Genomic DNA, 22361 nt, shown 5'->3' with positions numbered 1-22361 from the left:
CCGGTGCGCATGCCGGGCCGTGGCGCGTCGTTTTCGATGACCGGAGACAGGCGCCGTTGGCTGTACGCACGGTAGGGCAGGAGCCGAAGTGAGACGTGCGTACAAGATGGCCAGCGGCTATCCTTGCCGGCTCGCACTGCCATCAGGAGGCGCGTCCGAGGACGGGCGTGGCCGCCAAGGAAACGACGACGATCATGCAAGATCCTATCTCCGAGGCGACGGACGCCTCACAGATCCGCCGCGCCGGCGTCGATCTCAATGGACTGATGTCCGTGCTCAGCAAGCATCTGTATTCCACGCCGGTGGTCGCGCTGCGCGAGCTGGTGCAGAACGCGCACGATTCGATTCTGCGCCGCCGCCTGGAGCAGCCTGATTGGCATGGCGAATCGCGCATCCATGTACAGGCCGATCCGGCGCAGGGCATCGTGCGCATCATCGATACCGGTGCCGGGCTCACCCAGCAGGAAATCCACGACTATCTAGCCACCGTCGGGGTGGGATACACCCGCGGGCTGCGTCAGGGCGGGCATGAAGACAGCGGTTTGATCGGCATGTTCGGGCTGGGGTTCTTGTCTGCCTTCGTGCTGGCACGGCGCGTCACCGTGCGCACCACCTCCTACCAGAGCCCGACGTTGGGACATTGCTACATCTCCAGCAATGCCGAGCACTACACGGTGAGCCCGATTCCGGCGCGTGCCCAGGTGGGCACCGAGGTGGTGCTGGAACTGCATGAGCAATATCTGCCATTGGCGCAGCAGGGGCGGCTGCACGAGATCCTGTCGCGTTACTGCGCATTGCTGCGCGAGCCGATCTGGGTCGGCGCCGATGCGCAACCGATCAATCCCGAGCCGCCGCCGTGGCGCACGCACGATGCGGTGCCGCTGCATCCGGTGCAGGCGTGGCGCCGGCAACGCGAGTTCGCGGCACGCTTCGAGCGCAACTTCGAACCGCTGTGCTGCATGCCGGTACGTGCCGACGATGGCAGCGATGCGGTGGGCCTGCTGTGGGTGCAGGACGGCGCAACCTATGGCACCAGCGACAACCGCAATCTGTCGGTGTTTTTGCGTGGCATGTTGCTGGACGACAATGCGCGCGAACTGCTGCCGCCGTGGGCGGGCTTCATCGGCGGGGTGATCGAATCCAACCGCCTGACCCCGACCGCAAGCCGCGAGGATCTGCAGCGCGACACGGTTTACAGCGCGGTGCAGCATGCCTTGTCCGAAGCCCTGGTGCAGGGGCTGGCGGAGGTGGCGCGCCAGCAACCGGAGGCGTGGCGCCGCATCCTGTTGCGGCACAACGAAGCGTTGCTCGGCGCGGCGCTGTGCGATGAGCGCCTGTTCGAATTGCTGCTGGAACACGTGCGCGTACCCACCTCGCAGGGCGACCTGCCGGCGCAGCAATTGCCGGCGCGTGGCGCGGTGCATGTGATCCTCGACAGCGACGGCGGTTTCGAGGAAATGCTGTTCCGTGCGATGGGCGTGCCGGTGGCCTATGGAAACCGCTATGCGGTGGTGCCGTTTCTGCGTCGCTGGGCGCAGGCCAAGGGGGTGCGGCTGGTCGAACTGGGCACCGAGCACGGCAACCGCCAGCTGTTCCATCTGGACACGTTGCCGGCCGACGAACTGGCGTGGCTGGAACAGCACCTGGGCGATGGCGAAGCCCTGGTGCCGGCGCGCTTCAGCCCGGAAGAACTGCCGCTGGTGGTGGTGCCCGACCGCGAGGCCGAGCTCAAACGCCGGCTGGAGCAGGACGAAAACGACAAGCGGGTGTCCACCGCCGCATTGCGGCTGGCGCGCCAGTTCACCGCGCGCATCGGAGCACGTCAAACCCAGCGGCTGTATCTCAATCTGGACAATCCGGCGTTGCAGGCGTTGCTGGCCGCGCAGCGCGCCGGCAACCCGCAGGCAGCGGTTGCCGCGCGCCTGCTGCGCTCGCTCAAGGTGATCGTGTCGGCACAGGGGCGCACGCAGCCGCCGCCCGGCGGCGGCGCATCGGGCGGTCCGGATCTCAACCAGGCGTTCGGCGATCTTGCCGGGGCCGTGACGCAATTGCTGGCGCGCTGAGCGCCGCACTGAAGGACGCACGCGATGGAAATCTGGAACTGGGTGGAAAAGCTGCAGGACGACCTGGGCGACGCCGGGCAGCCGCAGAACGCGCAGCTGCTGACGCGCCTGACCGACCATATCTGCGATCTGCAGATCGAGCGCGCCGAGGCCCTGTTGCCCGAGGCGCGTGCGCTGGGCAAGACGCTCGCCAACCCGTGGCTGGAGGTCTTCGTCGGCCACTGGGAGATGCGCAACCGGGTCGGCAATCTGTGCGAGGGCGAGCGTGCGCTGGGCGATGCGGTGGCCTTGTTCGAGCGGGCGCACCGTGCCGATGCAGTGGAGTGCCCGCAATCGGTGTGCGTGACGCAGGATCTGGCGGCGTGCTACGCCAATATCGATGGCCCTGGCTGGGTGCAGGAGCGTATCGAGGTCTGCGACGAAACCCTGGGCCGCATCGACCCGAGCTGGTCGTGCTATCAGTGCCTGAGCTGCGAAAAGGCCGATGCCCTGCTCGACGACGGTCGCGGCGACGCTGCACTGGCGTACCTGGATCAACAATCGCAGACCATCGTTGCGCACGGCGGCGAGATCTTTGATGGCGTGCCGGACATGCGCATCTCGATCCTGCTGTCGCTGGGGCGTGCAGACGAGGCGCTGGCTCTGATCGAACAACGCGAACGCGACGCGGCGCGCGAAGGCGCGGAGTGGGCCAATTGCAGCCAGCCGCGTCGCTTGCAGAAGGCGCGCGCGCTGGCCATGTTGCATCGCGATGACGAAGCGATGGAGTCGCTGCTGCCGTGGCGCGAGGTGGCGCCGCGGTATCGCCTGCACTGGCTGCGCGCAGTGGCGGTGCTGGCCGCGCGCGCGCCTGCACGCAACACCTGGGATCTGGGCAGCCGCCTGCAGCTGATGCTCGATCATTACGCGCAGGTCGGTGCGCATCGCATTCTGATCGAGGCGGCCGAGCTGGCGATCGACCTGGCACTGCAGCGCGGCGCGGTGTGGACCGCGCGCCGGCATCTGGTCCTGGCACGCACGCATGCGTCCAAGCTGCGCCAGGACCGTGGCGCGACGCAGGCGCTGGATGGCTGGGCCGCGCGCATCGAGGCGGCCTCCACCGGCGAGGCGCCACCGGTGCCAGCCGCACAGTTGCTGGCGTGGTTGAACGCGCAGGGCGACGAGGTGGTGCGTAATCCGGAACGCGAAGCGCAATGGCTGTTGCAGGCGGCCGCCGAGCGCCCCGACGATGCCGAATTGGTCGACACCGCGGCATCGGCGCTGAGCGCCTGCGCGGCGGACGAGCAGGCCATCGCGCTGCTGTGGTCTTTCGTGCAGCGGCATGCCGACCACGAAACCAGTCCGACCTTCCGCCTGATGAACTTATTGCTGGGCCGTGGCGACGATGCCGGTGTGCGCCGCCTGGCGCTGCTGTATCGCCCGCAGGTGCCGGTGGTGGCGTTGTGGTGCGAGGCGCAACTGGCCCAGCGGCTGGCCGACTGGCCGGCGCTGGAGCAGGCCTGCACGGCGCTGCTGGAACTTTCCCCGGGCTCGCATGGCGCGCGCGGATTGCTGGCGCGCATGTATCTCACCACCGGCCGTTTTACCGAGGCGGCCGCGGTGTATCGCCAGTTGATCGCGGTGCTGGAGGAGCCACGTTCGGCGTACTGGGACCACATGACCGCGGCCAGCGCCGCGCAGGACTGGGACGCGGTGCGGGCCTCGGCAGCGGCGATCGGCATGGAACTGAGCAGCACCAGCGGGGTGGTCGAGGAAGACTGGGGCTGGGTGATCGTGCGTTGCGTCGACGATGGCGAAGTGGCCGAGTACTACGCGCGCCGCACCGGCCCGGTGACGGCGCGCATCATCGAAAACGCGCCCGCGCACCGCCGCCAGCATGTGGGCGATTGGGTCGTGTTCGATGCCGAGTTGCTGTACCCGGCGCCGGAAGACGATGCCGAGCGCGAACGCTTCGTGCCGACCTATGCACAGGTGCACGTGCTGCAGACCGGCGGCTACGGCAGCAGCTGGCTGGTGGATGGTGTGGACCCGGGAGAAGAGGTGGTCGAGGCCTTGCGTGCCGACCTGGAGATGCGTGGATGGAAGCTGTGGCGGCATAGCCGCGCGGACTACCGCGTGGTCGACCCGGAACACCCGGAGGCGTTCGACCCGGAGGACCCCGCCTCGGGTCTGCCGGGGGTGTTGTTCACGGTGGCGCTTCCGGAAAACGTCTCGCCGCAGGAATTGCATCGCGTCTTGCGCTGTACGACCTCGCGCTGGTCGCACCCGATGTGCTGGCTGCGCCTGGCCGAGGCCTGCGATCAGGATCCGCGCCCGCATCTGGATGCGGTGGAGCGCTACGGGCTGTAAGGCAGTCGGTAGATAACACGCTGCGCTGGCTGCGAGGCTGCCGCATCCGGCGGCACCCTTGCCGCATGCCGACGATCAACTGTGTGTGCCGTAGCGCTCCAGCCAGTGCGCGCAGGAGGCCGGCAGCACCTACGACGGGCCTACCTGGCCCAGTGCCAGTGCCGCCGGAGACAGCCACTGCGGGTTGGCCAGGTGCGCGCGGCCGATCATCAGCAGTGCCATCTGCCCGTCGGCCGCCACCCGGTCTGCATTGTGCGGGTCGTCGATATTCGCGGACGAGGCAACCGGCAACTGCGGCTCGCGGCTGACGCGTTCGGCGATCTGCGCCAACAGCGCCGGCCCCCACGGAATCTGCGCACTCGGCGTGCTGAAGCCCTTGCTGACATCCAGCAGGGCCAGGCCGCTGCGTTTGACGTTGCGGGCCGGCTCGATGGCCCCGGCCAGCATCTGGTAGTCGCGGCCGTCCACTTCGGGACGCGCCCATGCAAAGGACGGATGCAGGCTGGCGCCGTTCGCACCCGATGCAGCAGGGCAGCGGCACACCGCGGTCGCGGCGGCCCGCTCCGGTGGCCATCGATGCGCCGCGCGGGCGTTGTCTGCAGGCGTGGCCCGGCGCACGTTCGGTGGTGGCGCCGCAATGTCAAACTGCCGAGGTGGCGTCCTCTGACCGCTACAGATTTGCTTGCTGGTTGCCGAATCTGAATTGCTTTACTCTGCTGCGCATCGGCGTGGGGGCGCCGCGTCGGACAGGGCGCAGTCCAGCCCGCATGCCCAGCCTCTCTACTTTTTACTTTGGCGGGTGATCTCATGGTGGCACTGCAGCAGCGCTCGATCGACGCGATTCGTGACCAGGAAGCCGCGTTGCTGGCCGCCTGGCTGGGGTCGGGCCTTGGCAACGATGCGCGCATCTCGCGGCAGGATCTGCAGGCCCAGGGCGCGGACTTCCTGCGCTTGCTGGTCGCCTCGCTGAAGGACGACGGCAGCAGTCTCGACAGCGCCGAGTGGAGCGAAGTGCGGCGCTTCCTGGAGACGCTTTCGCGCGATCGCGCCACGCGCGGCTTCGATTCGCAGGAAACCGCCAACTTCATTTTCTCGCTCAAACGCGTGCTGTTCGAGCTGGTGCAGCGCGAATACGCCAGCACCCCGGAAGACCTCGGGCAGCAGCTGTGGGCGCTGTCCGAACTGCTGGACCGCCTGGGCCTGTACACCGTCAAGGCGTTCCAGAAGACCCGCGAAGACATCATCGTGCGGCAGCAGGAAGAGATGCTGGAGCTGTCCACGCCAGTGGTGAAACTGTGGGAGGGCGTGCTGGCGCTACCGATGATCGGCACGCTGGATTCGCAACGCACCCAGGTGGTGATGGAATCGCTGTTGCAGCGCATCGTCGACACCGGTTCGGAAATCGCCATCATCGACATCACCGGCGTGCCCACCGTAGACACGCTGGTGGCGCAGCATCTGCTCAAGACCGTCACCGCAATCCGGTTGATGGGCGCCGATGCCATCATCAGCGGCGTGCGCCCGCAGATTGCGCAGACCATCGTGCATCTGGGACTGGATCTGCAGGGCATCGTGACCAAGGCCAACCTGGCCGACGCGTTGGCGCTGGCGCTCAAGCGCACCGGCCTGACCGTCAGCAGGGCAGACTGACATGGAGCGCATCCCGATCCTGCGGATGGGCGACCTGTTGCTGGTCACCATCCAGGTGGACATGCACGACCAGCTCGCGCTGCAACTGCAGGAAGACCTGTCGGAAAAGATCAGCGCCACCTCGGCGCGTGGCGTGCTGATCGACATCTCCGCACTGGATATCGTCGATTCGTTCATCGGCCGCATGATCAGCACCATCTCCGGGCTGGCCGCGCTGATGGGCGCCAGGACGGTGGTGGTCGGCATGCAGCCGGCGGTGGCGATCACCCTGGTCGAGCTGGGCCTGACCCTGCCTTCGGTGCGCACCGCGCTCGATGTCGAACGCGGCATGCGGCTGCTGCAACAACCCGACGCATCGTCATGAGCGCCGGCTCGCAACCGGTGCGCACCGAGCAGGATGTGGTGCTGGCGCGGCAGACCGTGCGCAAGCTGGTGGTGCAGTGTGGCCTGCGCCTGGTCGACCAGACCAAGCTGGTCACCGCCGCCAGCGAGCTGGCGCGCAATACGGTGATCTACGGCGGTGGCGGCGACATGGACTGGGCAGTGGTGGAAAGCGGCATCCGCAAGGGTGTGCAGCTGACCTTCCGCGACGACGGTCCGGGCATCCCCGATCTGGAACTTGCGCTCACCGATGGCTGGACCTCCGGCAGCGGGCTGGGCCTGGGCCTGTCCGGCAGCCGGCGGCTGGTGGACGACTTCGTGCTGGACAGCGCTGCGGGAAAGGGCACGCGCATCACCATCACCAAATGGAAGTGAATGTTGCCGGCGCGCTCACCCAGGTCATCCGTGTCGAGGAAGTGACCCAGGTGGGGCAGGTGCGCCGTGATGCGGTGGCGCTTGCCCAGGCCAGCGGATTCGACCAGGACGCCTGTGGACGTGTCGCACTGGTCGCCACCGAGCTGTGCACCAACCTGCTCAATCACGGCGGCGGCGGGCAACTGCACCTGTGCACCGTGGCCGGGCGCGGTGGCCTCGGCGTGGAGCTGTGTTCGATCGACCAGGGCCCGGGCTTCGTGCTCGCCGATTGTCTGCCTGACGGCTATTCCACCGGCAGCACGCCGGGCAACGGCCTGGGCGCGGTGCAGCGGCATGCGGCGGTGCTGGATGCGTATTCGGATGCCACCGGCGCGGTGGTGCTGGCGCGGGTGTATGCCGATGCACAAGCCACGCCCGACCTGCCGTATGGCGCGATCCGGCTCTCGCTGCACACCGAAGTGGTGTGCGGGGATGGCTGGCACCTGGGCGTCGATGGGTCACGTGTGACGGTCACCATGATCGATGGTCTGGGCCATGGGCCGGGCGCGGCCGATGCCGCCGATGCCGGCACCCGGGTGGCGGCATCGGCCAGCGGTGAGCCCGGCGAGCGCATCGCGCGGCTGCATGCGGGCATGTGCGGCACCCGTGGCGGTGCGGCGGCGGTCATGCAGTTCGACGTCAGCAGCGGGCAGGTGCGCTTTGCCGGTGTCGGCAATCTCGGTGCAGCGCTCTGCGATGGCGATGGCGCGCGCGGCATGCCCTCGCATCCGGGCATCGTGGGGGTGCAATTTCGCAAGGCGCAGCCGTTCGATTTTCCGCAGGCCGCCGGCAAGTTGCTGGTGATGCACAGCGACGGCCTGCAATCGCGCTGGAACCTGCGCGACCACCCTGGGCTGTTGTCGCGCCATCCACGCATCATCGCCGCCGTGCTGTTGCGCGACTACGCGCGCGGCCGCGACGATGCCTGCGTCTTCGTCATGCGCCTGGGAGGCATGCAATGAATTCATCCGATGCGGCATCGGGCCACGCGCCGGGCACCGAGCTGGCGAACTTGCGCCAGCAGAACCAGGCCTTGCGCGAGGAGCTGGAAGAAACCAACCAGGGCGTGCTGGCCCTGTATGCCGAGCTCGATCAGCAGGCCGAGCAACTGCGCGAAGTGTCGGAGCTCAAGAGCCGGTTCCTGTCGTACATGAGCCACGAATTCCGCACCCCGCTGGGCTCGATCCTGAGCATCACGCGGCTGCTGGAAGACGGCATGGACGGCCCGCTCAACGACGAACAACTCAAGCAGGTGCGCTTTGTCAGCGCGTCGGCACGCGAGCTCACCGAGATGGTGGACGACCTGCTGGACCTGGCCAAGATCGAGGCCGGCCGCATCACCATTTCGCCGGGCTGGTTCGACCTGATGGACCTGTTCGCCGCGCTGCGCGGCATGTTTCGCCCGCTCACCGATGTCGGCACCACCACGCTGATCTTCGAAGATCCGCCGGTGCTGCCGATGCTCTATACCGACGACAAGAAGCTGGCGCAGATCCTGCGCAACTTCATTTCCAATGCGCTCAAGTTCACCCCGCAAGGCCACGTGCGCGTGCTGGCGCAGCTGGAAGGCGACAGCCACGTGCGCTTCAGCGTGCAGGACACCGGCATCGGCATTGCGCCCGAGCTTCACGACGCCTTGTTCGAGGATTTCGTACAGGTGGACTCGCCGCTGCAGAAGCGCCTGACCGGCACGGGGCTGGGGCTGTCGATCTGCAAGCGGTTCGCCGAGCTGCTGGGCGGCCGGGTGGGCATCAACAGCGTGGTCGGGCAGGGCTCGGAATTTTTCGTGGTGCTGCCGGTGACGCTGGCAGCGGAGAACGCAACGTGAGCAGCAGGCACCACATTCTGGTCGTCGACGACAACGCGGTGACGCGGTATTCGGTGCGGCGCGTGCTCGAACACCACCGGTTCGTGGTCGAGGAGGCCGGCACCGGCGCCGAGGGTCTGGCCAAGCTGGCCGCCCAGTCGTTTGCCGGCGTGGTGCTGGACGTCAACCTGCCGGACATGAGCGGCTTCGACATCGTGCGCACCTTGCGCGCCGAGCCACGCACCGCGCTGCTGCCGGTGGTGCATGTGTCGGCCGCCTCGATCGCCACCGGCGACATGATCACCGGCCTGGATGCCGGTGCGGATGCGTACCTGATCCATCCGGTCGACCCCAACGTGCTGGTCGCCACCTTGCGTACGTTGTTGCGCGCGCGCAACGCCGAGGAGGCACTGCGGGTCAGCGAGGCACGCTTTCGCGAGATGTTCGAACACATCAGCGCGCCGATTGCGGTGGTCGATGCCAACCTGCAGACGCACGAACTCAACGCGGCCTTCCAGCGCCTGATCGGCAGCGCCACGCCGGGCGAGGCGATTCGTGCGGCCGGGCTGGATCAGGCGGCCACGGTGCAGGCGCTGACCACCGCACTGGCCCGGCGTGAGCGCTGGAGCGGCGCGTTGTCGCTCCTGCGCGAGGGCAAGTTGTGCGAAACCGAATGGCGGGTGTCGCCGTACCGCGAGCCGGACCTGGGCCTGCTGCTGGTGGAAGATGTCACCGAACAACGCCTGCGCGAGCGCGAACAACGCCAGGAGCTGGATACCGCCACCACCGAGCTGGCGCACCAGATCGCCGAGCGCCAACGCACCGAAATCCAGCTGCTGCAGGCGCAGAAGATGGAAGCGCTGGGCAAGCTCACCGGTGGCATCGCGCACGACTTCAACAACCTGCTGACCAGCATCATTTCCGGCCTGGACATGATCCAGCTGGCGGTGGAATCCAACCGCATCGAGCGGGTGCCGCGGCTGGCCGAGATCGCCACCGGATCGGCGCACCGCGCGGCGGCACTGACCCAGCGCATGCTGGCGTTTGCGCGCAAGCAATCGCTGGATGCGCAACCATTCGACGTCAACCTGCGGGTGCGCTCGCTGGAAGACATGCTGCACCGTTCCATCGGCGAGAACATCGCCTTGGAGCTGGAGCTGGCCGACGCCTCCCTGGTGGCGATTGCCGACGCCAACCAGCTCGAGAACGTGGTGCTCAACCTGGTGATCAACGCCCGCGACGCACTGCAGGGGCAGGGCACCATCCGTGTGCAGACGGCCGCCTACACCGCGCACCAGGACCCCGAGCTGGACGACGGCGAATACGTGGCGGTGAACGTCATCGACAACGGCAGCGGCATCGCGCCGGCCATCCTCAACCAGGTCTTCGAGCCGTTCTTCACCACCAAGCCGATCGGCGAAGGCACCGGGCTGGGCCTGTCGATGACCTACGGGTTTGCCCGCCAGTCCGGTGGCACCGCGCGGATCAGCAGTCAGGTCGGGCAGGGCACGACGGTGGCGTTGCTGCTGCCGCGGGGGCTGTCTGCAGGCGAGGTGGCACCGGCGCCGGCGCCGAGCACGCCGCGCGCGCGCAACGAGCGCATCCTGCTGGTGGACGACACCGATGTGGTGCGCATGATGGTGAGCGAGGTGCTCAGCGACGCCGGGTATCAGGTGGTCGAAGCCCAAGATGCCACCGGCGCGTTGGAGCAGCTGCGCAGCGATGTGCCGATCGACCTGGTGGTGTCCGATGTCGGTCTGCCGGGCATGAACGGGCGCGACATGGCCGATGTGGCGCGCACGTTGCGGCCCGCGTTGCCGATCCTGTTCATCACCGGCTACGCCGAAAACGCAATCACCCGGCAGGAATTTCTGGCCGACGGCATGGCCCTGCTGCCCAAGCCCTTCAGCCTCAACGACCTGCTCAACACGGTCGGGCAGATGCTCGACAGCAGCGCGCAGGCGCGCACGTAGGGCGCAGCGGCGCGCGCCAGTGCAGTTGCCGCGGCCTCACCGCCAATGGCGCCGCAGCGCGACGGCGCGCTTGTGCGGCTCGCATGGCGTTGTGTCTGCCGCGGGCTGCGTAGTGGCAGGCAACCGCGATGCGCGTCTATCCAACGGCCCGGATCGCCAATCCCCCGTCGTCAGCAGTGACCGCCATCAGCGCGAATACGCATACGGCCCGAACGTGGCGCCCAGAAACCCGCCGGCGGTCTGGGTGCTGAGCAGCGTGGCATCGCCCTGCTCCAGCAGCGTCTGCCACTGGCCTGCGCCAACCGCGTAGTCCACATGCACCCGCGCGGCATCCAGCGTGACGCGCAGCTGCACCGGCTGGCTTGCATCGGGCAGCGGCGCGCGCGCCAGCACGGTTCCGGGGCCCGGGTCCTGCACGCCGGCGCGGCGATACAGCACGACCGCGGCAGCGGCGTCGTCGCGCACCAGCATGGCCGCCAGAAAGTGACTTTCCTTGGCGACCACGGCCAGACCTGCCTGTTCGCCGGCTGCCAGCGCGCTGCCATCCACGTGCGCGACCAGGGTGGCATGGTGATGCTGCAGGCGATGGCCCAGATAGGCCGGCTGACCGCGGCCAAGGTCGCCCAGCGCCACGTTCGACGGCGTGATGCGCAGACCCTGCGGGCCAGGGAGATACCACGGCGTGGCCGGTGGGTGGATGGTCATCCATTGCATCGGCACGTGCGCGTCCTGAAAGCGCTCGCTCCATTGCATCGGGCCACTGGTGGGTATCGCCTGGGTGCCAGCCGGCAGCGGCGGCCGCGTGGCCACCGGAGGGACTGCGCTGCCATGCGGCAGCACCACCGGCCAGCCATCGCGCCATTGCACCGGCAGCAAAAAGGTTTCGCGGCCCAGGGCGTAGTGGTTGCCCTGGTACGGGCGCGTAGCCAGGAACACCGCCCACCATGAGCCGTCCTTGAGTTCGACGAACTGCGCGTGCCCGGCCGAGGTGATCGGCGCGTGGCGCGTTGGGTCCAGGTCGCGCTGGGTCAGCACCGGATTGCCGCTCCAGGTTTCGTAGGGCCCGCTGATCTGGCGGCTACGGTAGATCATCTGCGCGTGCTGCTCGCCGGTGCCGCCTTCGGCGGCGGTGAGGTAGTAATAGCCATCGCGGCGGAACAGGTGCGGGCCTTCGATATGTTCCGGATTGGTCGCCGGCTGGAAGCCGGAATCCACGATCACCTGGCGCGGGCCGACCAGTTTCATGCGCGCCAGATCCAGCTGCTGCAGCCAGATGGCGCGGTGCCCGTCGTAGCGCAGCTTGCCGGCGGGCACATCGTTGTTGACCAGCCAGGCGCTGCCGTCGTCATCGAAGAACAGCGAGGGATCGATGCCCTTGGCATCCAGCCAGATGGGGTCTGACCATGGCCCGGCCGGGTCCTTGGCGGTGACCAGGAAATTGCCGCCATCGCAGTAAAAACAGGTGTTGGCGATGTAGAAGGTGCCGTCGTGGTAGCTGATGCTGGCGGCGAACAGGCCGCGGGTCAGTTCGTCGTTGCCGTAGTTGATCTGGGTCGGGCGATCGATGGCGTTGCCGATCTGGGTCCAGTGCACCAGGTCGCTGCTCTTGAACACCGGCAGGCCGGGAAAGTAGCCGAACGTGGAGTTGACCAGATAGAAGTCGTTGCCGACCCGGATCGCGGACGGGTCCGGATGGAAGCCGGCCAGCACCGGATTGCGGTATTGCGCCTCGGTGGGCAACGGCCCGTCGTCGTCGCCCTGATAGTCCACCTGGGTGATCAGCGCGCTGCCCGCGTAGGCCAGCGGGCAACTCATGGCGGCCAGCAGGCCCATCATCCATCCGACGCGTTTCAAGACAGTTCTCCGATGCTCAGCCCTGGCGCTGCGCCAGCCCGGCCAGCATGACAGCTCGCGGCCGGGCGAGGGCATGAGGGAGCGAGGTGCTGCGCGCGGTGGCATGGCGTCCGCGACCGCACCGATCTGCGTCGGTGGACGTCTGCCACGCCGCTGCAACATTGCTGACATATCGTGCGCGCGGCGCCATGCTGCGCCTCCCCCCGGCATGCCCATGCCGAACGCACTCACTTCCGCGTCTCATCCCAAGGATCCTCCCGCATGTCGTTGTACTCGTCTGTCTCCCCGTCGCTGACGTCCGCCGCCCCGCACGCCGCTGCTCGCAGCACAGCTCCGCAGCGCACGCCGCTGGCGCGTGCCTGCGCCGGCCTGCTGCTGGCCTCGATGGCGGCCGCCGCATCGGCGCAGCAAGCGCCGAGCAGCCAGGGCGAGGGCAGCCCGACCGCTTTGGATGCCGTCACCGTCACCGCCGAGCACCGCGAGCAGAACCTGCAGGAGGTGCCGGTGTCGGTGGGCGTGGTGCAGGGCGCGGCGATGCGCGAGTACACCGCCGGTGGCGACGACACGCTGCTGGCGCTGTCCGGCCGCGTGCCGGGCTTCTATGCCGAGACCACCACCGGGCGCATCTTCCCGCGCTTCTATATCCGCGGCCTGGGCAATATCGACTTCTATCTCGGCGCCTCGCAGCCGGTGTCCATCATCCAGGACGACGTGGTGCTGGAGCACGTGGTGCTCAAGTCCAACCCGGTCTACGACGTGGACCAGGTCGAAGTGCTGCGCGGCCCGCAGGGCACTCTGTTCGGCCGCAATACCACCGCCGGCATCGTCAAGTTCGACACCGTCAAACCGGGCGATACCTATACCGGCCGTCTCGATGCCAGCTACGGCAGCTACAACACCGTGTCGCTGGACGGCGGTTTCGGTGGGCCGATCAACGACGTGCTGTCGTTCCGCGTGTCGGCCCTGTACCAGCACCGCGACGACTGGGTGGACAACACCTTTGCCGGCAGCAGCGCCGATGGCACGCGTACCCCGCGCAAGGACGCCATGGGCGGCTACAACGACCGCAACGTGCGCCTGCAGGTACTGCTCAAGCCCAACGATGCGTTCTCGCTGCTGGGCTCGGTGCACACGCGCGACTACGACGGCACCTCCACGCTGTTCCTGCGCAACGCGGTCACCCGCGGCAGCGACAAGGTCGATGTGCCGCGCGACCGCGTGGCCTACGACGAAGCGCACGACAACCCGCAGGCCTATCAAACCGACGGCGGCTCGATCAAGGCGGTCTACGATTTCGGCGGCGTGTCGCTGACCTCCATCACCGCCTACGAAACCACCTCCGGCTTCAGCCGTGGCGACACCGATGGCGGCGCGGCTGCCAATTTCCCGGTCAACGGCGTGCCGAACGGGTTCGGCCAATCGATGGGGCAGATCCGCGACCTGGACCAGTACACCCAGGAGTTGCGCCTGGCCAGCGAGGGCGACGCTGCGCTGCAATGGCAGATGGGCGCGTTCTATTTCGATGGCCGCGACACCACCGATTTCTATCAGCGTGCCTTCTTCCTGCAGACCGCCGCGCGCAACCCGAACAACTGGGTGCGCCTGCGCAACACCAATACCTCGTGGGCCGGTTTCGGCCAGCTCAGCTACAAGGCCACCGACGCGCTGACGCTCACCGCCGGCATCCGCCAGACCAAGGACACCAAGCAAACCCGCCTGCTCAAGACCGCCGACACCGCCGCCGGTGCGGTGACCTACCGTGGCCGTCGCGACGTGCGCATGTCCGACACCCAGCCCAGCTGGGACCTGAGCGCGATGTATGAAATCGACCCGCAGCTGAGCGTGTACGCACGCGTGGCACGCGGCTTCCGTGGCCCCACCATCCAGGGCCGCAGCGCGGTGTTCAATTCGGATTTCACCACCGCCGATTCGGAAACCATCCTGTCGTGGGAGGCCGGCATCAAGAGCAGCCTGTTCGACAATCGCCTGCGTTTGAATGTCAGCGGCTTCACCTACACCGTCGATGACATCCAGCTCAACGGCAACGACTCGGACGGCAATGGTGTGCTGTTCAATGCCGACAAGGCCAAGGCCTACGGTCTGGAAGCGGACCTGGACTGGCGCCCGATCTCCAACCTGTCGCTGACCGCCGGCCTGAGCCTGCTGCACAGCGAAATCAACGACAAGCGCGTGTTCGCGCAGGCCTGCGCGCTCAATGGCGTGGTGGTGTGCACGGTCAACGACCCCACTATCCGCGTGGGCGCCAACACCTTCGCGCAGATCGACGGCAACCCGCTGCCCAACGCGCCCAAGTACAACCTCAACCTGGCTGCGCGCTATGACATCCCCATGGGCAACGATGGCGCGTTCTTCGTGTCCACCGACTGGAACAAGCAGGGCGAGACCAGCTTCGTGCTGTACGACTCCACCGAGTTCCGCGCCGACGGCAACTTCGAAGGCGGCCTCAAGCTGGGTTACACCGGCGGCTACGGAGCATGGGAAGTGGCGGCGTTTGCGCGCAACATCACCAACGAAAAGAACGTCAAGGGCGTGATCGAAAACTACATGGCGGCGGTGTACAACGAGCCGCGCATCGTGGGCGTGTCGGTCAACGTCAACTGGCAATAATGGGTTGACACGTTAAGTGCAGTCACTGCGGCGGATGCGTCGCAGTGATAGTTGCCGTGTGTCCATAGGCCAGCTGCGTGCATGCGCAGCTGGCCTTTTTGTTGGCTCATCGATTGCTCAGGACCGACCGCACCCAGCTGACGATCTGCGCACTGCTCACTGCGCCGGAATGCCGGCCGATCTCATGCCCGCCCTGGATGACCAGCAACGTGGGGATGCTGCGGATGCCAAAGCGCGTGCCCAGCGCCGGATGCAGGTCGGTGTCCACCTTGGCCAGCCGCACCTGTGGTTCCAGCGTGGCAGCGGCTGCGGCAAATTGCGGCGCCATGCTCAGGCACGGCCCGCACCACGGTGCCCAGAAATCCACCACCAGCGGCAGCGTGCTGCGTACCGCGTGCTTGTCGAAGTCGGCCGCCGACAGGGCGACCGGCGCGCGCTGGAACAGCGGCCGGTGGCAGCTGCCGCAGTTGGGTGCCTCGTGCAGGCGCGTGGCCGCCACGCGGTTCATCGCCGCGCAGCTGGGGCAGGCGATCAGAAGCGGTGCGTCGGTCATGCAGTGATCTCCGATGGTCAGGCAGTCCAGCGGCGGCGCCCTCGCGGCGCGCGCAACGGCGCACTGCCAGTGTACCGATCACGGCGCAAACACTTGCGTGCAACACCGCAGGCGAGCTGGTACTGCCGATGGCGGCATACAGGTGGCATGCCGCCATCGCCCGGCATCACTCAGGCCGGTTGGCCCAAGGCCACCACCGGCACGAAGCCGCCATAGATCATGCGCTTGCCATCGAACGGCATCGGGTTGACGGCCGGGTCCATGCGCGGGTCGTCCATCATCTTGCGCATGCCGGCATCGCGGGTGGCCTTGTCCGGCCATTCGATCCACGAGAACACCACGGTTTCGTCGTCGGTGGCATCGACCGCACGCTGGAAGTCGGTCCATTGCCCCTGCTGGACGTCGTCGCCCCAGCACTCCACCACGCGCAGTGCGCCATATTCCATGATGATTGCATCGCCCATGCGGGCGTGCGCGATAAATGCATCCTTGTTCGCTCTGGGGACTGCAAGGACGAAACCATCCACATACGACATGACCACCTCCGCTGACATGACGCACGGCGTGCGCCTGATGATGACGAGACAGATCCTGGTGCTGGAACGGGGGGCGGCAGGAGTGGGGGCGGCGTCATGACGCCGGTGCGCTTGCTGGCGAGCATACGGCGCATTGCGCTGCCGAGCACTGCTCGCGCTCGCATAAGACGTGTGCAGTGTCGAGCTCGCCCGGCGGGCGATTGCCTGCCAATCATTGCTGGATTTAGAAACGGATCAGTCCGCCAGCGGCAGCGCACAGCCGCGCGTCAGGCTGGCCCGGCCGCCGTTGTCGCCGTCGACAAATGCATCAAGCGTGGAGCCGCCTTGGCCACGCGCGATGGTGCAGGCACGCGCGGTCTTACCCAGCGCAACGCCTGCTGCGCTCACGCCGCCAGGTTGTGCCGCCGCAGCCTGGCTTCGAACACCACGTCGCCGTCCTCGTTGCGGGCCTGCAGCGTGCCGCCGTGTGCCTTGACGAACTGATCGGCAATGAACAGCCCCAGGCCCAAACCCTGGCTGGCGTGGAAACTCGCCTTGAACGGTTCGAACAGGCGCGGCATCAGGCTGTCGGGAATGTGCCCGGCATTGCGCACCGACAGCCGCACGACGTCGCGCTCGCGGCCGTCCAGATGTACCTGCACCGGGTGGCGGCCGCCGTGCAGCACTGCGTTGCCCACCAGATTGGAGACGACCTGCGCCAGCCGGTCGCCATCGCCGTCGCCGTCCAGGTCGCCCTCGGTGCGCAGGTCGATGGTGGTATGCGGGTTGGCCTGGGCCACCTCGCCGACCACGCTGTGCGCCACCTCGCCGAGATTGCATGGACCGAACTGCATCGACAATCCATCGGTGCGCAGGCGCGAGAAATCCAGCAACTGTTCGACCATGCGCGCCATGCGCCGTGCGCTGTTTTCCAGGTGTTCGAGCGTGCGGGCCGCCGATCCGTCGGCATCCACGTCCAGGCTCAGCTTGTCGGCGCACAGCAGGATCACCGACAGCGGCGTGCGCAGGTCGTGGGTGAGCACCGCCATCATGGTTTCATTGAGGGTGAGCGCGCGTTCCAGCGAGGCATTGCGCGCCTTGAGCAGCCGCCGCTGCTGGTACAACTCGATGAACACGTTGACCTTGCTCAGGATCACATGCGGTTCGATCGGCTTGTGCAGGAAATCCACCGCGCCGGTCTCGTACCCCTGGAAGGCGCGCATCGGATCGTTCGGCGACGCAGTCAGGAAAATGATCGGCACATGCCGGGTGCGCTGCGAACCGCGCATCAATTCTGCCAGCGAAAACCCGTCCATCTCCGGCATGTGCACATCGAGCAGTGCCAGCGCCACATCGTGTTCGAGCAGCAACTCCAGTGCCTGCGCACCGGACGATGCGCACAGCACCTGGATGCCGTCGCGCTGCAACAGCGCCTGCATTGCCACCAGGTTCTGCGGCACGTCATCGACGATCAACAGCTTGGCGGGTTCGTCGCTGTGAGCAGCGAGGCCGGTCGCGGTGAGGTTCATGGATGAAAGGTTTCCAGTCGGCTGCAGATCGCCTGCAGGGTCAGCACCGCATCGGCACCGGCGTGGGCAAGTGCAGAGGCGGGCATCAGCGGGGAGGCGGCATCGTCGGGCAGCTGAATCCAGGCGGTGCCGCCGGCCGCGCGCACGGCGGCCACACCGGCGCTGCCGTCGCTGCTGGCGCCGGTAAGCAGGATCGCCAGCAGGCGCTCGGCAAACACGTCGGCGGCCGATTCGAACAACGGGTCGATGGCCGGGCGCGAAAACAGCACCGGAGCATCCATCGACAGCGCCAGGCTGTCGCGGCTTTCCACCAGCAGATGGTAGTCGGGCGGGGCAATGGTGACCGTGCCGGGCAGCAAGGGTTGCTTGTCTTCGGCCTCGCGCACCGGTAGCGCGCAGCGCGCATCCAGCAGTTCGGCCACGTGGCTGGCGCGGTCGCGCGGCAGATGCAGCACCACCAGGACCGGCATCGGCAGGTTGACGGGCAGGCGCGACAACAGCGCCTGCAATGCCATCACGCCGCCGGCGGATGCGCCGATCACCATCGCCTCGAAGGGCGGATGCGCCGCTACAGTGCTCATGCGGCCTTCCGGTACAGGCGCTGCTCGCGTGCGCAGGTCTCGAACGCCTGTGCATGCGCGCCGAACTGCAGCGACTCCTTGCTGCCCAGCCCGAGAAACCCGCGGTGCACCAGCGCATCGAAGAACAGGCCCACTGCGCGATCCTGCAGGCTGCGGTTGAAATAGATCAGCACATTGCGGCACGACACCAGATGCACTTCGGAAAACACCGTGTCGGTGGCCAGGCTGTGATCGGCGAAGACGATGTTGCGCTTCAGGCGGCGGTCGAACACCGCACCGTCGTAGGCGGTGGTGTAGTAATCCGACAGCGAGCCACGGCCGCCGGCCTCCAGGTAGTTGCGGCTGAACTGCGCGATGCGGTCGATGCCATAGGCACCGGCCTCGGCCATGGTCAGCGCCTCCGGATTGATGTCGGTGGCATAGATCACCGCCCGCTCTAGTAAGCCTTCCTCGTGCAGCAGGATCGCCAGCGACCAGACTTCTTCGCCGGTGCTGCATCCGGCCACCCACAGCTTGATCGAGGGATAGGTGCGCAGGACCGGCACTGCATGCTCGCGCAGCACGCGGAAGTAGGCCGGGTCGCGGAACATTTCCGAGACCTGCACGGTGAAGAACTGCATCGCCTGCGCAAACGCATCCGGCTCGTGCAGCAGCCGGTGTTGCAGATCGGCCACCCGCTCGCATTCGAAGCGCGCCATTGCATGACGCATGCGTCGCCGCAGCGAGGACACCGCATAGTCGCGGAAGTCGTAGTGATAGCGCTGGTAGACCGCTTCCAGCAGCACGCGCAGCTCCAGGTCGAACAGCTCCACCGGAGTCATTGCCGCGAGCACCACACGCGGCACAGCGACACCAGCTTGTCCACGTCGATGGGCTTGGCGATGTAGTCGTTGGCACCGGCCTCCAGGCAGCGTTCGCGGTCGTCGGCCATCGCCTTGGCGGTCAGCGCGATGATCGGCAGGTCCTGCCACTGGCGGTTGGCACGGATCTGCCGCATCGCGGTGATGCCATCCATCTCCGGCATCATGATGTCCATCAGCACCAGGTCCACGTCGTGCTTGGCCAGATGCTCCAACGCCTCGCGGCCATTGCGTGCGATCTGCAGCGTGACGCCCAGCGGTTCGAGCACGCTGGACAGCGCGAAGATGTTGCGCACATCGTCTTCGGCCAGCAATACGGTGGCGCCGTCGAGTACTGCATCGCGGCGACGCGCCTCGCGCAGCAGCCGTTGCTGGTCGCTCGGCAGCGAGGCTTCCACGCTGTGCAGGAACAGTGTCACTTCGTCGAGCAGCCGCTCCGGCGACCGCACGCCCTTGATGATGATGCTCTTGGAATACCGGCGCAGGCGCTGTTCTTCGTCGCGCGTCAAGGCACGGCCGGTGTAGACGATCACCGGCGGGAAGGCGACTGCATCGTTGCCGGCCATGCGTTCCAGCAGGTCGTAGCCGCTGCCGTCCGGCAGGGCCAGGTCGGTCACCATGCAGTCGAAGGTGGAGCCGGCCAGCTGCTCCATCGCCTCGGCAATGCTGCCGACCGCAACGATGTCCAGCTGATCGCGCGCCAGCAGCAATTGCAGGTTCGCGCGCAGCGCGCTGTCGTCTTCGACGATCAGCAGGCGCCGCACCGCGCGCGCATTGGTTTCTTCCAGCTGGCGGATCGCACCGGCCAGCCGCTCGCGCGTGGCCGGCTTGATCAGATATCCCACCGCACCCAGCTCCAGTGCAATCTGGCTGCGCTCCAGCGCCGACACCACATGCACCGGGATATGGCGCGTGGCCGGGTCGCGCTTGAGGCGTTCGAGCACGCTCAGACCGGAGGCGTCCGGCAGGCCGATGTCCAGCAGGATGCCGCTGGGGCGCAGTTCGCCGGCAAGGCGCAGGGCTTCTTCGGCATTGGGCGCGACCACGCAGTCGAAGTCCAGTTCATGCGCCAGATCGACCAGGGCCTGCGCAAACCGGGTCTCGTCTTCCACCGCCATGATCAGCCGCCCGGGGCGCGTACGCTGGTCGCGATCGTCGTCGGCACGTTGCAGCGGCGCGGCGCTGGGCGCGGGAATCGGCAGCGGCTGCGGCGGACTGGCGATGGCGACGGCCTCGTTGACACGCGCGGGCACGCGGGCGCCGTCGTGCGGGTGCCGCTGCGCCGTGGTGACGGGGGGCGATCCGTTGGCCGCGCCGGGTGCCTGGGCCGCAGTGCCGGTCTCTGCAGGTGCGCCGTCGACGGGCAGTTCCAGCGTGAAGCAGCTGCCGCGTCCCGGTTCGCTGTCCACCGCGATGCTGCCGCCCATGCGTTGCGCAAGATCGCGCGAGATCGACAGGCCCAGCCCGGTGCCGCCATAGCGCCGCCGCGTGCTGCCATCGGCCTGACGGAATGCCTCGAAGATCACCTCGGTCTGTTCGCGCGCGATGCCGATACCGGTGTCGTTGACCTTGAACAGCACGCGCCCAGGCGCATGCGCCTGGACCGACAGGCTCACCGTGCCGTGCTCGGTGAACTTGATCGCATTGGCCAGCAGGTTCTTGAGGATCTGCTGCAGACGTTGGTTGTCCACCACCAGCTGGGTCGGCGCACCGGCGTCGGCGCCGATCTCCAGGCTCAGGCCCTTTTGCCGCGCCAACGGTTCGAAGGTCTCGCGCAGCCGCTGCAGCACCGAACTGGTCGCCACGGTTTCATCGGCCAGCTCCACGTGCCCGGCTTCGATCTTGGACAGGTCCAGGATGTCGTTGATCAGCGCAAGCAGATCGTTGTTGGACGACAGGATCGCCTGCGCGTACTTGACCTGTTCGGTGCTGAGCGTGCCGTCCTTGTTGTCGGCCAGCAGCTTGGCCAGGATCAGTGCGCTATTGAGCGGGGTGCGCAGCTCATGCGACATGTTGGCCAGAAACTCGGACTTGTAGCGCGAGGCAGTGGACAACTCGTTGCTGTTGCGCACCAGCTGATTCTGCGCGATCAACAAGGCCTGTTTCTGTGCCTCCAGCGCCTGGGTGCGTTCTTCCAGCTGCACGTTGGTCTGTTCCAGCTCGGCCTGCTGTTGCTCCAGATCGCTCTGCGATTGCTGCAGGCTGCGGCTTTGTTCTTCCAGTTCTTCGTTGGCAACGCGCAGTTCTTCCTGCTGCGTCTGCAGCTCTTCGCTCTGGCGTTGGGTCTCTTCCAGCAAGGCCACCAGCTGCGCACGCAGCAGCGCGGTGCGCAGCGCCAGGCCGATGTTTTCACCGCAACGGGCAAGCAGTTCCTGTTCGCGCGAACCGGCCGTCTGCGCGCCGGTGACGCGGCCCAGTTCCACCAGGCCGATCACGCGGCCGTCGGCGGTGACCGGCGCCAGCAGCAGTTCCGTGCATCCGCTCTGGCCCAGCCCGGAGGCAATCTGCAGATGCCCGGCCTCCACTCCACGCACCCGGCGCACCGTGCCACGCTGCAGCACCTCGCCCCATTGGCCGGCATTGGTCGGCAGGGTCTTCGGGATATCTGCCGGCAGCGCTGCGCCGCCGGTGAGCCGCAGGCGCTCGCCTTCGATGCGATACAGCGCGCCCACCTGCGCATCCAGCGTGTCGCACAGCGCGCGCAGGGCGGCGTCGGCCAGATCTTCCGGGCTTTGATCGCCGCGCAGGCTCGCCTCGACGGTGTTCTCGGCCTGCTGCAGCCACAGCGCGAATTCGGCCTGGCGCCGGGCACGGATTGCCTGCGTCACCACCAGCGCCATCGCCAGGAACGACACGCCACCGATGCTGCGGTTGATCGAGGAAAAACTTGAATTGGTGCTCGGCGGCGCCAGCTGGAACCCGATCGCCAACAGCACGCACGACAGCACACCCACCACCAGCGGCGCCTGCGGGCGATTCTGGAAAACGGTCACGCCCACCGCCATGAAATAGGTCAGCCACACCGCATAACCCAGGGGCGTCACCAACTCCACGCCCAGGGTTCCCGCCATCAAGGCCCCCGCGATGACCCACACCCAGCGATCGCGTGTGGTCGAGATGTTCTGCATGAGGCGCACGCACCGACGAAAGGGGGCGGTCATGGTATCCGATAAGTTTCACGCGCCAATCGCCGGGTTTTTGACG

Annotated in this window: 17 protein-coding genes; 9 read left to right on the top strand and 8 right to left on the bottom strand. The window is 67.2% G+C overall.

All coding sequences use genetic code 11. The features are described 5' to 3' along the window. The first annotated feature begins 194 nt into the window (after nt 1-194). The gene (locus XnspCFBP7698_RS10275; RefSeq protein ID WP_199680133.1) at nt 195-2063 is read left to right on the top strand and encodes an ATP-binding protein; all 1869 of its coding nucleotides are present in this window, start codon (nt 195-197) and stop codon (nt 2061-2063) included. Between the two features lie 24 nt (nt 2064-2087). Next, nucleotides 2088-4412 (top strand): hypothetical protein, encoded by a 2325-nt coding sequence (locus tag XnspCFBP7698_RS10270; RefSeq protein ID WP_104581006.1) that lies wholly within the window; start codon nt 2088-2090, stop codon nt 4410-4412. Nucleotides 4413-4541: 129 nt separating this feature from the next. Here the strand turns inward: XnspCFBP7698_RS10270 and XnspCFBP7698_RS10265 are convergent, their stop codons facing one another. Next, entirely contained in the window at nt 4542-4880 is a 339-nt protein-coding gene (locus tag XnspCFBP7698_RS10265; RefSeq protein ID WP_147423592.1) for a hypothetical protein, read from the bottom strand. A 339-nt stretch (nt 4881-5219) separates the two neighbouring features. On the opposite strand from XnspCFBP7698_RS10265, the gene XnspCFBP7698_RS10260 reads away from it, so the two are divergent. The 6 genes from XnspCFBP7698_RS10260 to XnspCFBP7698_RS10235 are packed head-to-tail and all read left to right on the top strand — an operon-like array spanning nt 5220 to nt 10637. Beyond that, nucleotides 5220-6062, top strand: coding sequence for an STAS domain-containing protein (locus tag XnspCFBP7698_RS10260; RefSeq protein ID WP_039410094.1), 843 nt, complete (start codon nt 5220-5222; stop codon nt 6060-6062). Between the two features lies 1 nt (nt 6063). Beyond that, entirely contained in the window at nt 6064-6426 is a 363-nt protein-coding gene (locus XnspCFBP7698_RS10255) for an STAS domain-containing protein (RefSeq protein WP_047695998.1), read from the top strand. Beyond that, a complete protein-coding gene (locus tag XnspCFBP7698_RS10250; protein WP_039410100.1) occupies nt 6423-6818 on the top strand; it encodes an ATP-binding protein in 396 nt (131 codons plus the stop codon). The genes XnspCFBP7698_RS10255 and XnspCFBP7698_RS10250 overlap by 4 nt, the downstream gene beginning before the upstream one ends. Beyond that, nucleotides 6809-7819: an ATP-binding protein gene (locus XnspCFBP7698_RS10245; protein WP_104581008.1), complete on the top strand. Its 1011-nt coding sequence runs from the start codon at nt 6809-6811 to the stop codon at nt 7817-7819. The genes XnspCFBP7698_RS10250 and XnspCFBP7698_RS10245 overlap by 10 nt, the downstream gene beginning before the upstream one ends. Then, nucleotides 7816-8685 (top strand): ATP-binding protein, encoded by an 870-nt coding sequence (locus XnspCFBP7698_RS10240; protein ID WP_047696002.1) that lies wholly within the window; start codon nt 7816-7818, stop codon nt 8683-8685. The genes XnspCFBP7698_RS10245 and XnspCFBP7698_RS10240 overlap by 4 nt, the downstream gene beginning before the upstream one ends. After that, nucleotides 8682-10637, top strand: coding sequence for a response regulator (locus XnspCFBP7698_RS10235; protein WP_104581009.1), 1956 nt, complete (start codon nt 8682-8684; stop codon nt 10635-10637). The genes XnspCFBP7698_RS10240 and XnspCFBP7698_RS10235 overlap by 4 nt, the downstream gene beginning before the upstream one ends. A gap of 186 nt (nt 10638-10823) precedes the next feature. Here the strand turns inward: XnspCFBP7698_RS10235 and XnspCFBP7698_RS10230 are convergent, their stop codons facing one another. Continuing rightward, nucleotides 10824-12473, bottom strand: a complete 1650-nt coding sequence (locus XnspCFBP7698_RS10230; protein ID WP_104581010.1) for a glycoside hydrolase family 43 protein — start codon at nt 12471-12473, stop codon at nt 10824-10826. Between the two features lie 279 nt (nt 12474-12752). Here XnspCFBP7698_RS10230 and XnspCFBP7698_RS10225 point away from each other — a divergent pair, with 279 nt between their 5' ends. After that, complete coding sequence (locus XnspCFBP7698_RS10225) at nt 12753-15119, top strand: TonB-dependent receptor (RefSeq protein ID WP_104581011.1); 2367 nt, start codon at nt 12753-12755, stop codon at nt 15117-15119. A gap of 106 nt (nt 15120-15225) precedes the next feature. Here the strand turns inward: XnspCFBP7698_RS10225 and trxC are convergent, their stop codons facing one another. From trxC to XnspCFBP7698_RS10195, 6 genes are all read right to left on the bottom strand, one after another. Further along, on the bottom strand, nt 15226-15672 hold the full coding sequence (gene trxC / locus XnspCFBP7698_RS10220; RefSeq protein ID WP_047696008.1) for a thioredoxin TrxC: 447 nt from the start codon (nt 15670-15672) through the stop codon (nt 15226-15228). A 170-nt stretch (nt 15673-15842) separates the two neighbouring features. Further along, nucleotides 15843-16208 carry a DUF1428 domain-containing protein gene (locus XnspCFBP7698_RS10215; RefSeq protein WP_039410146.1) on the bottom strand — a complete coding sequence of 122 codons (366 nt, stop codon included), beginning with the start codon at nt 16206-16208 and terminating at the stop codon, nt 15843-15845. A gap of 383 nt (nt 16209-16591) precedes the next feature. Next, nucleotides 16592-17716, bottom strand: a complete 1125-nt coding sequence (locus tag XnspCFBP7698_RS10210; RefSeq protein WP_039410116.1) for a hybrid sensor histidine kinase/response regulator — start codon at nt 17714-17716, stop codon at nt 16592-16594. After that, complete coding sequence (locus XnspCFBP7698_RS10205; protein WP_047696011.1) at nt 17713-18297, bottom strand: chemotaxis protein CheB; 585 nt, start codon at nt 18295-18297, stop codon at nt 17713-17715. Before XnspCFBP7698_RS10205 ends, XnspCFBP7698_RS10210 begins: the two co-directional genes overlap by 4 nt. Next, nucleotides 18294-19142 carry a CheR family methyltransferase gene (locus tag XnspCFBP7698_RS10200; RefSeq protein ID WP_179454789.1) on the bottom strand — a complete coding sequence of 283 codons (849 nt, stop codon included), beginning with the start codon at nt 19140-19142 and terminating at the stop codon, nt 18294-18296. The genes XnspCFBP7698_RS10205 and XnspCFBP7698_RS10200 overlap by 4 nt, the downstream gene beginning before the upstream one ends. Next, complete coding sequence (locus tag XnspCFBP7698_RS10195) at nt 19115-22285, bottom strand: response regulator (protein ID WP_104581012.1); 3171 nt, start codon at nt 22283-22285, stop codon at nt 19115-19117. The genes XnspCFBP7698_RS10200 and XnspCFBP7698_RS10195 overlap by 28 nt, the downstream gene beginning before the upstream one ends. Nucleotides 22286-22361: the final 76 nt, after the last annotated feature.

The sequence above is a fragment of the Xanthomonas sp. CFBP 7698 genome (assembly GCF_003600855.1).
In the GTDB taxonomy this organism is placed as follows: Bacteria; Pseudomonadota; Gammaproteobacteria; order Xanthomonadales; family Xanthomonadaceae; genus Xanthomonas; species Xanthomonas cannabis.
This window is presented reverse-complemented; position numbering and strand designations above follow the sequence as displayed.